General features: G+C 47.5%; 15 protein-coding genes. 3 read left to right on the top strand and 12 right to left on the bottom strand.

The genetic code is table 11. The features are described from left to right. Positions 1 to 318: 318 nt before the first annotated feature. Positions 319 to 744, bottom strand: a complete 426-nt coding sequence (locus tag G367_RS0119060; protein WP_020414757.1) for a GNAT family N-acetyltransferase — start codon at positions 742 to 744, stop codon at positions 319 to 321. A 1324-nt stretch (positions 745 to 2068) separates the two neighbouring features. Here G367_RS0119060 and G367_RS24335 point away from each other — a divergent pair. Beyond that, positions 2069 to 2791 (top strand): 4'-phosphopantetheinyl transferase family protein, encoded by a 723-nt coding sequence (locus G367_RS24335; RefSeq protein ID WP_020414756.1) that lies wholly within the window; start codon positions 2069 to 2071, stop codon positions 2789 to 2791. Between the two features lie 86 nt (positions 2792 to 2877). Here the strand turns inward: G367_RS24335 and G367_RS0119050 are convergent, their stop codons facing one another. The 3 genes from G367_RS0119050 to G367_RS0119040 all read right to left on the bottom strand — a co-directional run bounded on the left by G367_RS0119050 (position 2878) and on the right by G367_RS0119040 (position 4853). Continuing rightward, a complete protein-coding gene (locus G367_RS0119050; protein WP_020414755.1) occupies positions 2878 to 3396 on the bottom strand; it encodes a MaoC family dehydratase in 519 nt (172 codons plus the stop codon). 34 nt (positions 3397 to 3430) lie between these two features. After that, the gene (locus G367_RS0119045) at positions 3431 to 3892 is read right to left on the bottom strand and encodes a MaoC family dehydratase (RefSeq protein WP_020414754.1); all 462 of its coding nucleotides are present in this window, start codon (positions 3890 to 3892) and stop codon (positions 3431 to 3433) included. A 112-nt stretch (positions 3893 to 4004) separates the two neighbouring features. Then, entirely contained in the window at positions 4005 to 4853 is an 849-nt protein-coding gene (locus tag G367_RS0119040; RefSeq protein ID WP_020414753.1) for an HpcH/HpaI aldolase/citrate lyase family protein, read from the bottom strand. Positions 4854 to 5119: 266 nt separating this feature from the next. On the opposite strand from G367_RS0119040, the gene G367_RS0119035 reads away from it, so the two are divergent. After that, positions 5120 to 6319: a CaiB/BaiF CoA transferase family protein gene (locus G367_RS0119035; RefSeq protein WP_020414752.1), complete on the top strand. Its 1200-nt coding sequence runs from the start codon at positions 5120 to 5122 to the stop codon at positions 6317 to 6319. Here G367_RS0119035 and G367_RS0119030 read toward each other — a convergent pair whose 3' ends face one another. From G367_RS0119030 to ccmA, 8 genes are all read right to left on the bottom strand, one after another. Next, complete coding sequence (locus tag G367_RS0119030) at positions 6320 to 6913, bottom strand: IMPACT family protein (protein ID WP_026305260.1); 594 nt, start codon at positions 6911 to 6913, stop codon at positions 6320 to 6322. Then, positions 6876 to 7460, bottom strand: coding sequence for a DsbE family thiol:disulfide interchange protein (locus G367_RS0119025; protein ID WP_020414750.1), 585 nt, complete (start codon positions 7458 to 7460; stop codon positions 6876 to 6878). Before G367_RS0119025 ends, G367_RS0119030 begins: the two co-directional genes overlap by 38 nt. Positions 7461 to 7476: 16 nt before the next feature. Then, positions 7477 to 9462 (bottom strand): heme lyase CcmF/NrfE family subunit, encoded by a 1986-nt coding sequence (locus tag G367_RS24330; RefSeq protein WP_020414749.1) that lies wholly within the window; start codon positions 9460 to 9462, stop codon positions 7477 to 7479. After that, the gene (gene ccmE, locus G367_RS0119015; RefSeq protein ID WP_020414748.1) at positions 9459 to 9908 is read right to left on the bottom strand and encodes a cytochrome c maturation protein CcmE; all 450 of its coding nucleotides are present in this window, start codon (positions 9906 to 9908) and stop codon (positions 9459 to 9461) included. Before ccmE ends, G367_RS24330 begins: the two co-directional genes overlap by 4 nt. A gap of 101 nt (positions 9909 to 10009) precedes the next feature. Beyond that, positions 10010 to 10234, bottom strand: coding sequence for a heme exporter protein CcmD (gene ccmD, locus G367_RS0119010; RefSeq protein ID WP_020414747.1), 225 nt, complete (start codon positions 10232 to 10234; stop codon positions 10010 to 10012). A 1-nt stretch (position 10235) separates the two neighbouring features. Further along, entirely contained in the window at positions 10236 to 10979 is a 744-nt protein-coding gene (locus G367_RS0119005; protein ID WP_020414746.1) for a heme ABC transporter permease, read from the bottom strand. Positions 10980 to 10992: 13 nt separating this feature from the next. Beyond that, positions 10993 to 11706 (bottom strand): heme exporter protein CcmB, encoded by a 714-nt coding sequence (ccmB, locus tag G367_RS0119000; RefSeq protein WP_020414745.1) that lies wholly within the window; start codon positions 11704 to 11706, stop codon positions 10993 to 10995. Next, positions 11693 to 12367 (bottom strand): cytochrome c biogenesis heme-transporting ATPase CcmA, encoded by a 675-nt coding sequence (gene ccmA, locus G367_RS0118995; protein ID WP_040629204.1) that lies wholly within the window; start codon positions 12365 to 12367, stop codon positions 11693 to 11695. The genes ccmB and ccmA overlap by 14 nt, the downstream gene beginning before the upstream one ends. Positions 12368 to 12677: 310 nt before the next feature. On the opposite strand from ccmA, the gene G367_RS0118990 reads away from it, so the two are divergent. Beyond that, positions 12678 to 13385 carry a 2OG-Fe(II) oxygenase gene (locus G367_RS0118990; protein WP_020414743.1) on the top strand — a complete coding sequence of 236 codons (708 nt, stop codon included), beginning with the start codon at positions 12678 to 12680 and terminating at the stop codon, positions 13383 to 13385. The last annotated feature ends 274 nt before the right edge of the window (positions 13386 to 13659 follow it).

Here is a 13659-nt window from a genome sequence, read left to right as displayed (position 1 = left end):
ATAATGTGCCAAAACCCTGATTCATAACCTACTAAGCTTCACAACTAATACTTAGCAACATAGTTGAGTGCTTTGAGGGAATCTTAAGAACACTCTCCGTCAAGCTAAGCTCTTTCCTTCAAACCGGAATTAATATCGATCTCGTACGTAATGATTGAGGAAACTCCGTCATGGTTGCTCTTAATGCTAAATCTTCGTACATGCTGAACCTCCGATTCAAAGTTTAATATTCTCTCTATTAAACTATGAACCTTAGATGAACAACCACCTAGCATTGACCTTTGGGGCTACTTGATAGGGCGCCCCTAGAACACATTGTTACAACTTTTTTACTAGGCAGTATGTTGTATGTCCTTTGGGGTAATCTGGCAACTCACCATAAACTTTAAAGCCAAGTTTTTCATAAAAAGGACGAGCCTGGAAACTTAATGTTTCCGTGCGAATATATTGAAACCCCTTTTCAAGAGCATATTGTTCAGCAGCAGCCACCAATTCACTACCAACACCTAGACCGCGGGTATCCTCCGACAACCAAAGTAACTCGATAATGCAATAGTTCCAGAACCCTGTTGCCCGGATGCCACCTTGAATTTCTCCATTTTCACTTTTAGCAAACACTGCAAATTTAGTATCTTCTTCAAATACAACATCATCCGGAATATACTTCTGATTATATTTCTTTATCCCCTCGCTAATAAATTTTAAATCTTCTTTTTGTGGGGTTGATGTTACTTCGATGTTCATTCACACCTCCTTAAGTATTTGGTAAATTCTGAGGGGGTTATAATTCACTGAAAAGTGATAGATTAGTCATCTTGATAGCCATAACACAAAGGTAAAGTCATAAATAGTTCGTGCAATGAAAATTATTCGGCCACAGGGCTTTGCATCGTAAAGCCAGCTACATCCACTAATTAAATGAATTATTTTGCGGATCATATACATTGCCATACCATCAGGCCGGTTCTCCTAGTAGCTCACAGGTCTTGGTTCCAGTTTCCTCGATAGTCTTAAACCAATGCTACTGGAATAGCTAAAACGGTAGTACGAATAAGGCTCCCACCACAACGTAGCTAAGCTACGGTAACTTTCTATCAAGCTCTGAAAGATTTCGAATCAATTTGAAACAATATCAGAAGCTTTTACTGAAATATTGCCACTATATTCAATTACTTCAAATTTACCCATTTTAATTGATCATTTGGATAACTTCGCCACTGAAACGCCGCTTATCCAATTCATAGATAACTTAACATTTATAAAGTGATCATGACAACTATCCCGAAATATCCATCAGTACACAACCCTATGATTTTATTTTAAGCTAATCAAGTTACTATTCAGAAATAGCAGTCACGGTAATTGAACTTACAGTCCAGGCCTCGTCACTTTTCGTCACGGCACAAATTTATGCACATTCACTTCCGGAGCCCGCTGGTTAATTATCGAGCAAATCAGTTTGTTTAGAGCAGAGCATCGTTAAGTTGAGTGATTATTTTAGGGAGAGATTAAAAGGAATACCGACCTGGTGAGATTTGATCATCACGTCGGATTTCTTGACGTCAAATATCTTGTCATCAATTAGCAAAAAAATTGCTGAGCTACTCAAAGTAACTGAGAAACTATCCTAAAAAAATAGATTTGTACTGCTTCTCTACCGATTCTCGAAACACAACTGCTATGGATATTCTCAATTCCCAGGGATAAGTATGCAAATTAACTTTCCACGTTAGTGCCCTAACCTGTAGTAGAAGTAGCTTTTAAGGGGCTTGATTTACTCTGAGATACCTCATAGAACCATACTAACAACTACAATCAATCGCTGGGCTGCACAGAAATTAACCAGCGATAACTTTGGTATTTAGGGGATTATAGCGAAGGGGTAAATAGAGATAGTATTTTTTCAAAGATCCCTATTTTTCTCTTGCAGTTCTCCAGCTATCTGTGACAATGATACTGAAATTACTACCTTCGCAAATCCTATTTTACATCCTTACTTCTATCCTCGGATAACAAGGGGGGAAGCGAGATTGAAGCAAAGAATATAGACACCAACCTTCATGTCACCATGATACATACAAGCACTCCACCTCAAAATCAGGGAACTAAAGAATTTATTTCGGAAGTAAGGCCAATTACCAAGCTTCCTTTACAGGGTCAGCTATTCGAGTGTGAATTCAATCCCAAGGAGTATAGCGACCTTTTATTTAAGGCCCTGGATGTTACTTTATCTGAAGATGTTCGTTTAGCTCGAGACAAACGTAAATCTGAGTTTCTTGCAGGGAGGTATTGTGCCCAACAAGCTTTAAATCATTATGGTTATCAAAATATTGATATTCCGATTGGGCAGGACCGGTCCCCGCAATGGCCAAAAGGTGTGATTGGATCTATCACACATGCGGGTAATAGAGCTGTTTGTGCAATCAGCAGACAATCTGTTGGGCTTGGTATTGATTATGAATTACCCGTGACAGATAAGACCGCCAATGAAATTAGTAACCTGATAGTGAGTGAAAAGGAAAAGCTATTACTCTCCAATTCCGGCTTACCTTACGCCAACTGGTTAACTTTGATATTTTCTATCAAGGAAAGCCTGTTCAAAGCCCTCTACCCAAAAGTAAAACAATATTTTGATTTCCTCGACGCTGAAGTTTTCAGCATTGACCATGTACAGCAAACAATATCTTTGAAACTACTAAGGAATCTAACCCCTGAGGTGAGATCGGGTCAAATATATGATGGAAAATACTGTTTCCATCAAGGTGGTATTCTCACACTTATTGAATATTGATACCCTTGATAATATTAGAATTAATGAGCTTTTGGTAAAAGAACCACATTATATAATCGACCCCCAGAACACTTTGATCCTATTAGTTAGTAGCCGGCAGCTGTATAAGGACCAACATTGCGTCTGTAAACTAGCAGTTTCCGTTCGAAACTTAATACGTAAGCGCCATCTTGATTATGCGCACGTGAACTAACATGTAGCAGTCCCTGATCGGGGCGTGATTTGGATTTGCGTTTTCCGAGAATTGCTGATTCAAAATATAAAGTATCACCAACATATACTGGTTCAACCTTACAATCCGTCACACTCAAGTTTGCCACGACTTTACCAAATGTTTTGGTTGTAAGAGCCATCGCACTTAAAACAAAAGTCTCAGATACCTTTATCCGGTCACCATAGACCCTTCGGGCATAGCGTTGATCAGCATAACCGGGGCTGAGATCAAATACATTGCCTGCATAGCTCAGTGAGCTGGCTTCTGAGAAGGTGTGCCCCGGCCGGTGCTCAAAAACCTGGCCTACTTCAAAATCCTCAAAATCTACCCCATAAGTTTCAATAAATACATTGGGCTCAACCTCACGGAGAAAACTGAATGAATCCTTCACAATGGCTCTCCAACGTAATCTATTGATTTAATCATTAGTAATTATTTGCGGAAAACGGTAGATGATCCCGCTTGAAAATCAACATACTACAACGCATTTCATTCGTCTTTACTTTATCCTGGTTAATGCCGTGAACAGCGAGTTCTATCAGGCCTGCGTCTGAGTCTTTGGAAGTTGCACCAACAAATAAGATTTCACTTTCGGCATAGAGAGTATCCCCACCAAATACTGGTGCGAGCATGTCAATACTTTTCCACTCCAGTATGCTTTTTCGCCGATTGAACGTTTTCCAGGTCATTCCCATCAGGCGCGATACAATCAAGGTGGTCACAATTAGTGGCTGCTTGAACTCTGTCTGTGCTGCATAATTTGAATCAAAATGTATCATTGCCTGGTTAAATGTAGTAATACACTCCTCGACATTATCCTGCTGGCTTATAGTGACTCCGGGGCGGTGTTTAAAAACCTGACCCACCTGAAAATCTTCAAAATCCAAACCGTATCTCTCCCTATATCGGTTATCGCCTACCCTTATATATCCGGGATAACAAAGATGTTCCATATAAATAAAGTCCTGAAAAGCAAATTACCTGGCCGTAACTGAAAGGCTATTTCCTATTTGCCAGGTTGATCAGCCGCTGCGCCCGCTCAACCACAGGTATATCCACCATCCGGCCATCGACCACCAAGACCCCTCCCCTGTTTGCCCTGTAAGCATTTACAATTTTTTGCGCTTGACGTAGAGTTTCTTCCGACGGAGAGACTCCCCGATGTATTCCCCGCAATTGACCCGGATGTAGTGCAATTTTTCCAGTAAAACCCAATGCCGTTATTTTTTGTGTGTCCTCAAGCAGGCCACGGTCATCGCCTAGATCCAACCAGGGCCCATCAATTGCCGCTATATTGGCATGTCCAGCTGCCTGCGCGATACGCCCTCTAGCATACAGAAGGGAATCCCAGCTCATATCTCCCCTTACTTCGGATGAGTAATCTGCTGAACCAAAACCGATAGCCACTACATTTGGCGCCATTGCAATTTTGATGGCGTTTTCCAATCCTTTTGTCGTTTCAACCAAGGGTATCAATCTGACAGGGTGCTCAAGAGAGGTCATGACTTCGTTAAACCAAGCGATCTCCTCGGAGGATTCCACCTTCGGTATCATAACGATGTCTGGCAACGGCTCCATCTTCAATATCAACAACATGTCTCTCAATCCCTGCTCACTTGCCAGGTGATTAATTCGCAATGCCCGTTGAATAGAATTTGAGGTTTCGGCTTTAAAGAAATCGACGACTTTCTCTCTGGCAGCTTCTTTCTCACCTGGTGCAACAGCGTCTTCCAGATCAACACATGCTACATCGGCTTCGCTCATTAACGCTTTTATATATCTGTCGGGACGTGTAGCGGGAATAAACAAAATACTGCGAAAAAAACAAACTGTCTCACGGTCCATCATTTGCACTTTCGCCTTACCAGGTTTCTTCGCCCAAATCTTTAAAATTTAACTCTTAATGACATCTTCATACTTAGATCTATCCCAGCATATTAGCAGCCCTAAAAATCATGAGCTCATTAAGCGCTGTCAATTAAAATGGCTTATCGGACTGAAACTCTTTTTTGCGCCAGCCTCCCATTCCTTAATCAATACTGCTGGGAAGCACTCCCAGATTTATCTGTCCTAAAATCGTAATTGACGATAAACAAAGATTGGTGAACTTCTCAATGCTCCCTCTTTCCGGCTTGCGGGTAATCGCCGTAGAACAATATGGCGCAGGCCCCTTTGGCACATTATTTCTCGCCAATTTAGGCGCTGAAATCATAAAAATTGAGGATATTTCCCATGGTGGGGATGTGGCCCGCACCGTTGGACCCTATTTTATAAAAGGTGAAAAATCAGATAACAGCAGCTTGTTTTTCCAGGGACTCAACCACAATAAACGGAGCTTGTCCCTTAACCTCACATCGAGAGAAGGGCAGGAAATACTCCATAGGCTCGTTGCAACTGCTGATGGGGTAACCGGTAATCTACGTGGTGACGTACCTGAAAAATTGGGAATCACTTTTGATGCCCTTAAAAAGGTCAACCCTAAAATTGTCTGCGCCCACCTAACCGCTTTTGGCAGGAGTGGAGAAAGAGCATCTTGGCCAGGCTACGATTATCCCATGCAAGCGGAGGCCGGTTACTTCAAGTTGACAGGAGAACCCGACGGACCACCCACACGTTGCGGCCTCTCACTAGTGGACCTATCTACCGGGGTAGCTATGGCACTTGGATTGGTATCAGGTATTTTCAGTGCCAGGGAAACGGAAAAGGGAAGAGATATCGATATCAGCTTATTTGATAACGCACTATATAATTTAAACTATGTAGCTATGTGGCAGTTGAATGCCGGGCACAACCAGCATCGACAGCCCCGCTCGGCTCATTTTTCCCTTACCCCTTGCCAACTGTATAGGACCAAAGACGACTGGATTTACCTAATGTGTAATAAGGAAAAATTCTGGACAGAACTATGTAAGGCTATAGAGCACCCTGAGTTAACCACTGACTCCAGATTTTTGGATTTCAAAACACGCCTAAAAAATCGAGATCAACTCACAGAAATACTGGATATGATTCTCAGTAAGAAGACGACTAACCAGTGGCTTAAACTATTTTCGAGTCGCGTTCCTGCAGCTCCTATTTATGACGTGGAGCAAGCATTGACCAACCCATTTGTCACAGAGAATGGCAAAATACAATCAATGTATGATGACAATGGAAAGCAAATTAAAATTCTCGCACCGCCAATTCGCTGTGACAAAGAAATGCCAGAGTTCAAGCAAGCCCCAACAATGGGGCAGGATAACTTCGACATTCTCTCCCAATTGGGATATTCAGAAACAGAAATTAAGCAGCTGAAGAGCAATGGGATTATTTAGTTAATCCTGTACTTCAAAATTTTCAGCCAGAAGCTGTAATCGTAAAGACGGCCATTCACTACTTGGCAGGGAGATGGGAATAACAACCTTGCTCGCATATTCTGCCGGCCCACAGCTTCCCTGATGACGCCCTACCAGGAAACGCAAGCGGGATTCCTGGGCAAAATTACAGCCAACGACAATACTTTCCAGAGGTACAAAAGTGTCGAGCCTGACCTCTTGCAGGGCGCTGCCAACTGAGCCTCTATAGGCCCGCATCAGACCCCCAACCCCCAGCTTGGTACCACCAAAATAACGGGTAACTATAGCTCCGACATTACCGATACCCTGTTTGAGCAGCAATTCCAGCATAGGACGACCGGCGCTGCCGCCAGGCTCACCATCATCATCCGCTTGCATCACTTCAGGATTGGAAGGGTTGCCAATCACCAATGCTGTACAGTGGTGACTGGCATCCGGATATGTTGCACGAACCAGGTCAAGTTGCTGCTGAAATTCCACCTTATCTTCGACCGGGCCCAACCAACAGATAAAGCGGCTTTTCTTTTCTTCGGTCTCACTGACAACGGGAGACGAGGGAATCTGATAGGTCACCGGCAAACTCGTCCCAATGCTGGGTTTTCAGCTTTTCGTAAAGGGGCTGTAGCTTGGTTTGCCACACCTTGTTATCCACTACGCCTACATGCTTACAGCGAATGGTACCCTCGGCATCCACCAGGAAAGTTTCCGGGGCTCCAAAAACCCCCAAGTCGAGGGCCAGGCGCCCTTCCCTGTCTGCAAGGCTGTAAATATAAGGGTTGTGGAATTTCTCCAGCCACTTGATTGCAGCTTCGTCCTCATCCTTCATGTTGACCCCAACAATAGGGACACCCTGCTCCGCCAAGGCATTCAGATAGGGGTGTTCCACCCGGCAAGCAACACACCAGGTCGCCCACACATTGAGCAAGTGCGGCGCTTTTGGTAAGTCACTCTTCTGCAACAGTTGATTACTATCGGCAACATTCTCCAGGGAAAATTCCGGCACCGGCTTGTTAAGCAACGCGGAGGGCATTTCTTGCGGATTCAGGGACAGGCCGCGCCAAAAAAGTGCGGCCAATCCAATAAAAATAATCAGAGGCAAGAAAAGTTTTAATCTGGACATACTATCTTCCCCAAATCTACGCAGTAGCTACATTGCCAGCAATCGGCACCTGACGTGCCACTTTGGCTTTACGATAACGTTTATCCGCAACCGCAATACCACCGCCAATCGCCATTAATAAAGCACCGAGCCAGATCCATACTACAAATGCCTTATATTGCAGCCTTACCGCCCAATCGCCGCTGGGATTGCTGCGGTCCAAGGGTTCGCCCAGGGCTACGTATATATCGCGGAACAGGCCAGTGTCGATCGCCGCCTCGGTCATGGTATTTCCGCCAGAGAAATAATTCCGCTTCTGCGGAAGCAGCTCTGCTACAGGTTCGCCATTTTTACTTACGTGCAACACCCCTTCAAAGGCACGGTAGTTTGGACCCTGAGCGAGGCGCACCCCATCAAATTTGAAATCGTAGCCAGCCACTTGATGGCTGTCCCCAGCCCCCATGCGCAGGTCATCTTCCACGCTGTATACCGTAGTTAATACAACCCCGAGTACTGCAACAGCCAGGCCAATATGCGCGAGATGCATACCATAATAGCTGGCACGCTGGCGCTTTAATCCAGCAAAGAAAGACTTGGCGTTGCGGGTCTTGGTTACGATATCGGCAAGGCTCGCACAGAATACCCAGGCACCGATAAAGATACCCAGCACTGCCCCCCAGTGGTAATGGTCAAAAGCCAACGGCCAAACCAGAGCGATAACCAATGCTGCCAAAAACGGCAAACGCCAAATATTCAATAACTTGTCCCAACGGCTGTCTTTCCAGTTGGCGTGCACTCCCATACCCAGCAGCAGGCACAACACAACCATTATCGGTACAAAGAACAGATTGAAGAACGGCGGTCCCACACTGATCTTGCCGAGGTTCAAAGCATCTGCAACCAATGGATACAAAGTACCAGTCAGCACCACCGCCATAATGAGGATCAGCAAAATATTATTGCCGAGCAGGAAAGTCTCCAGGGAGCGGAAAGAGAATACACTGCGAGCACTGACTGAAGGCGCGCGCAAAGCAAACAGCAACAGGGAGAACCCGACAACCAGCGCCAGGAAGCCAAGGATAAAACTGCCCCGCAGGGGGTCGGTAGCAAAAGCATGTACTGAGGTAATCACTCCGGAACGTACCAGGAAGGTACCTAGTAAGCTCAGGCTGAAGGCGAATATCGCCAACAAAATAGTCCAGCTCTTAAACAGACCACGTTTCTCTGTTACCGCCAGTGAGTGCATCAGTGCAGTGCCAACAAGCCATGGCATCAAGGAAGCATTTTCCACCGGGTCCCAGAACCACCAGCCACCCCAGCCGAGTTCATAATAAGCCCACCAACTACCCAGGGCGATACCCAGGGTGAGGAAAGCCCAGGCCACGACCGTCCAGGGCCTGGCCCAGCGCGCCCACACTGCATCCAGTTGGCCACCGAGCAGGGCTGCAATAGCGAATGCAAAAGCCACAGAGAACCCCACATACCCCATATACAGTAGGGGCGGATGGAAAATCATTCCCGGGTCTTGCAACAGTGGATTGAGATCTGAACCTTCCATCGGCGGGAAAGGCAGGGTTCTATCGAATGGATTCGAAGTTAAAAGGATAAAGAGGAAGAAACCGATCAGCACCATGCCCATTACAGACAGCACCCGTGCCGACAGCTCCGGTGGCAACTGCCGGCCGAACATGGCAACCGCAGCTGCCCAACCAGCCTGAATCAAAAGCCATAGAAGTATGGAGCCCTCATGCCCTCCCCAAACTGCCGTCACTTTGTAGTAAACAGGCAGAATACTATTGGAGTTCTTTGCGACGTAATTAACTGTGAAATCACTCTGTACAAAGGCAATCGTCAAGCAAGCAAAAGAGATCAATACAAAGACGAATACGCCCATGGCGAGGGGTTTACCGGCCTCCATCCATAAGGGCCGAGCGGTATAGCTGCCGGCAATAGGCAGGACAGATAAGGCAATAGCAAGCAGCAATCCCGCTACCAGTGCAAAATGGCCCAACTCAGGGATCATATTTTTGCTCCATCAGCACAGCTTTCGTGAGAAACCATAGACTCAGCCACCTCTGGTGGCGTATAGGTTTCATCGTGCTTGGCCAGGACCTGGTCTGCACGCATGGTGCCGTCCTGCATCAGGCGCCCGGAAATTACTGCAGCTTCACCCTCAGCAAACAAATCCGGCAGTATCTTGTCGAATACCACGGCCAGTTCGGCTTCACCGTCAGTGATAACAAACCGCACATCCAGGCTATCTTCAGCGCGCTGCACACTGCCTGGCACTACGCAACCGCCTGCGCGAATGCGCTTTTCAAAAGGGACCTCTCCAGCCGCAAAAGCACTGGGCGCGTAGAAATAATCCATATTTTCACGCATCGCATAGGTCACAAAACCCACGGCGACACTAGACAAGGTGACCAGGACAAGTACCAGGATCAGACGTTGCTTGCGTACAGGATGCATTGTCTTAGTTAAACTCCATATATTTAAGTTTTGATCTTGTTAGCTGGGCAGCGGTCACAACCGGGCAAACATCTAAATCTAAACCTGTGAGCCGGCACAGCCTATGCGGGCTCCTTTACAGCTTGCCTCGCTGCTTTCACCTTTTGGCGCCGCTGGCTAATCCGTTGCTGATGTTGCAGTTCCCGCTGCAGACGGCGGCGGGCAAGTCGGGGATAAAGAGCCATGGCAGCCAGTGCTGCAAAAGTAACCGCGTAAGAGATCCACACGAAGATACCGTGACCGTCCATCGCCAGGAAATCTGCAAAACTGGAAAATTGGAACTCCACGTTATTTTCCTCCCGCTAATTCCTGTTGTGCCCACTGGGTGCGAACCTCCCGGCGCAATAACAGAGCGCGAGTATGGGTCAGCAGGGTCCAGGCGTACATACAGTAAAAGCCGATGATCATGGTCAGCAATGGGTAGAACATACTCGGATCGATGCTGCTGGATTCTGTAAGGCGGATGGTGGCAGGCTGATGCAGAGTAAACCACCAGTCTACCGATTTGTAGATAATCGGAATATTCACCGTGCCTACCAGGGCAAGGAGTGCGCTGGCTTTATCGGCCACTTGCTCACGGCTGACAGCTTGCGACAAGGCCATCACACCGATATACAGGAATAACAGAATCAACATGGAGGTTATACGAGCATCCCATACCCAGTAAGTGCCCCAGGTAGGCTTGCCCCAAACAGCACCGGTGAAAAGGGAAATAAAAGTTAGCACCGCACCGATAGGCGCTGCGGCCCGCATCACCGCAAAGGAAAGCTTCATCTTCCAGATAAGGCCGATAGCCCCACTGATCGCCATAATGTAGTAGCCGGCCAGGGCCAGGAAAGCAGCTGGCACATGAATAAAAATAATGCGATAGCTATTGCCCTGCTTGGCATCTTCCGGCGCAAAACCAAGTCCCCAAACAGTACCCACTGACAACAATACAACACTTGCCAGTGCCAGCCAGGGAAGCCACACATTGGTCTTCTGATAAAACCAACGCGGCGAACCTAAACGGTGAAACCATTGCCAAGCCAAGAAGACCTCCGAATCAATTATCCAGGCTGATACGTATCGCCCCGGCAGCAGCGAGCGGAGCAAGGGCTGCAGCGGCGGCCAGCAGAGCGGCCAAAATCGCCAGCTGTGCGCTGTAGGCATAGCCATCAATAGCCGCCTGCACCGCGCCGGTGCCGAAGATTAGCACGGGCACATACAAGGGCATAACAATTAGCGCCAGCAGCAGACCGGGGCGACGCAGAGCTACTGTGAGCGCCGCGCCTATTGCGCCTATCAAACTGAGGCTTGCCGTCCCTAGGAACAGCGAAATAAATAAGCAGAGATATCCCTCGACGGGGAGATTCAGCATCAATGCCAACAACGGCGATAAAAGCGCTAGTGGCAACCCGGTAGCAACCCAATGCACCAATGACTTTGCCAATACGGCAAAATATAGAGGTTGCGGCAACAGGGTTAACTGCTCCAGGGTTCCGTCCTCAAAGTCTCCGCGGAACAGGCTCTCCTGGGAGAGCATGGTGGCGAGTAGAGCCATCACCCAGATCATTCCGGGGGCCATTTTTGCCAATAGATCGGGCTCCGGTCCTACTCCAAGGGGTAGAAGCGCGAGCACTGTGACAAAAAACAGCAAGGGGTTAGCAATATCTGCCCGCTTACGCAGGGCCAGTAGCATTTCAATCCGGAAGAGTGCAACAAAACCGGGGCTTGTACGGGCTTCACTCACCGGGGGTTGGACATCAACTGAAGACATGCTCTCCCCCGATATCTGTAAAAGACTCATCGACTACAAAGTCAGACAGATCGATAAAATCGAGCCCAGGTAAGGCCAGTGGTTGATGAGAGGTCAGGAGTATGGAACCACCCTTATCCATATGCGCAGACATCTGCTTTTCCAGCGCAGCCACCCCGGCAACATCCAGGGCAGTTAAGGGCTCATCAAGGACCCACAAACGTGGCGCCTGCGGCAAGAACATCCGGGCCAGGGCTACTCGGCGGTTTTGCCCAGCAGACAGGCTATGGCACAAACTGTGCTCAAAACCGAACAAATCCACCCTATCAAGAGCCTGCAGAGCAGACTCATTATCTGCCCCATACCAGGTGAGGTTTTCCAGGGGAGTTAATCCAGCCCGTACCCCACCCCGATGGCCGATATATAGTAGGGACTCACGCATTCCCCGCAAAGCCTCAGGGAAAGGATTGCCGCGCCAGAGGATCTCTCCGCTAAAATCACTGGAACTGCCAATTAAGGTGCGCAACAGTGTGGTTTTACCCGCCCCATTGGCACCTTTAACCTGGATCGCAGCCCCGCTTGGGAGTGAGAAATCAAGGCCCTCAAACAAGCGACGACCATCCCTTTCACAGGCGAGGTCGCGTACTTGCAATACAACTGGGGACTTGGAAGTCACAGACATTCTTGGATAAAACCGCTCTGACGAAAATCTGAACGGCATTATACCGGCACTTGCGCCAAATGCATGGTATTCAACGCAACCTATCTCACATGCCCTTGATTTCAAGCAAGGCAAAGCCAGAAATCGGGGCAGTATTTGTACGCTGGTATTGGCCCGAGAGCCTGGCTCTGATACTTTTCGCACTGTCGTGAGGCGGCGCCAAGTGCCGTATGCCCAGGTGAACCAGGGCTGAAACTCTGTGGTCGACATCAACAAAAACTTCGATGTGACCCGGTGGCTACACCGGACCAGTTTGTAAGGATGCACAATAATGACTAGCCCTGCTGCTGAAGCCAGCCGCTGGCTCAATGCCAGTGACTTGACCGGCGAAGATATCCTGATTAACCGCCAGCCCTTCCCATTCTTTGTAGCCCAGAAAGTTTTGAACGAAAACATGATGTCTTCATTTATTGAAGACTTTCCGCGCCTTAAAGGCGCTGGCTACCTCCCCCATGAAAAGGAGGAATGCGGGACTTCCATTAATACCTTGATCACCCAGTTTACCGATCCGGAATTTGCCAATGCCATCGGTGACAACCTGGGCATTGAACAGCTCTCCCAATACCCAACTTATGTCTCCATCAGCCGCACCTTGAAAAAGCGACACGGCAGGATTCATACCGACGGTAAGTCCAAAATCGCTACCGCCCTGCTCTACCTCAACCCTGAGTGGACCGTGGATGGCAACGGCTGCCTACGTTTCCTTAAGCGCATAGATGACTTCGAAGATACTGTTGCGCCTGAAGTCTCTCCTGTCTACGGCACCCTTGCTGCCTTTAAGCGCGCGGATAATTCGTTCCACGGCCATTTGCCTTTTGAGGGGCAGCGAATGGTTATCCAGGTAGCCTGGCTGGTAAGTGCTGCTGACAAAGAGCGTAAAGCCAAGCGCGGCAAGTTATCCCATAAGCTAAAGCAACTGTTGGGCTGGTTTGGCGGCAAGCAAAGTAAAGGGGATGAAGGAACAGCTACACAAATGTAGTTAAATGCCAAAGGTGCGGCTCCTGGGCCGCCTTTGCTTGCAATTCCTTATAGAGCGCTCATTCCTGCTTAAAAGCGCATAGAGAACCACTACTTAGTTACAAAGTCATTAGCGGCAAAACTCTACGTAGTAATAGAGAAATTCTGAGCGCTGGACGTCAGCATTTAATTGCATCAGCGATAATTGGGGCGTTATTGATAGATTTTCCCATCAACTAGTTATCAGCTAATTTCAATGGAAATTAATCCGTGGGAAATTTATTAGCAATGAATAA

The organism is Microbulbifer variabilis ATCC 700307 (assembly GCF_000380565.1).
In the GTDB taxonomy this organism is placed as follows: Bacteria; Pseudomonadota; Gammaproteobacteria; order Pseudomonadales; family Cellvibrionaceae; genus Microbulbifer; species Microbulbifer variabilis.
Note: the sequence above shows the minus strand (reverse complement) of the source record. Positions and strands in the feature narration are given on the sequence as shown.

What these genes read in the sequence shown, in the direction of transcription:
- G367_RS24335 (WP_020414756.1), top strand. Translation starts at nt 2,069, where the DNA reads ATGATACATACAAGCACTCCACCTCAAAATCAGGGAACTAAAGAATTT.
- G367_RS0118990 (WP_020414743.1), top strand. Translation starts at nt 12,678, where the DNA reads ATGACTAGCCCTGCTGCTGAAGCCAGCCGCTGGCTCAATGCCAGTGAC.
- G367_RS0119040 (WP_020414753.1), bottom strand. Translation starts at nt 4,853, where the DNA reads ATGATGGACCGTGAGACAGTTTGTTTTTTTCGCAGTATTTTGTTTATT.
- G367_RS0119025 (WP_020414750.1), bottom strand. Translation starts at nt 7,460, where the DNA reads ATGTCCAGATTAAAACTTTTCTTGCCTCTGATTATTTTTATTGGATTG.
- G367_RS0119060 (WP_020414757.1), bottom strand. Translation starts at nt 744, where the DNA reads ATGAACATCGAAGTAACATCAACCCCACAAAAAGAAGATTTAAAATTT.
- ccmB (WP_020414745.1), bottom strand. Translation starts at nt 11,706, where the DNA reads ATGTCTTCAGTTGATGTCCAACCCCCGGTGAGTGAAGCCCGTACAAGC.
- ccmE (WP_020414748.1), bottom strand. Translation starts at nt 9,908, where the DNA reads ATGCATCCTGTACGCAAGCAACGTCTGATCCTGGTACTTGTCCTGGTC.
- G367_RS0119035 (WP_020414752.1), top strand. Translation starts at nt 5,120, where the DNA reads ATGCTCCCTCTTTCCGGCTTGCGGGTAATCGCCGTAGAACAATATGGC.
- G367_RS24330 (WP_020414749.1), bottom strand. Translation starts at nt 9,462, where the DNA reads ATGATCCCTGAGTTGGGCCATTTTGCACTGGTAGCGGGATTGCTGCTT.
- ccmA (WP_040629204.1), bottom strand. Translation starts at nt 12,367, where the DNA reads ATGTCTGTGACTTCCAAGTCCCCAGTTGTATTGCAAGTACGCGACCTC.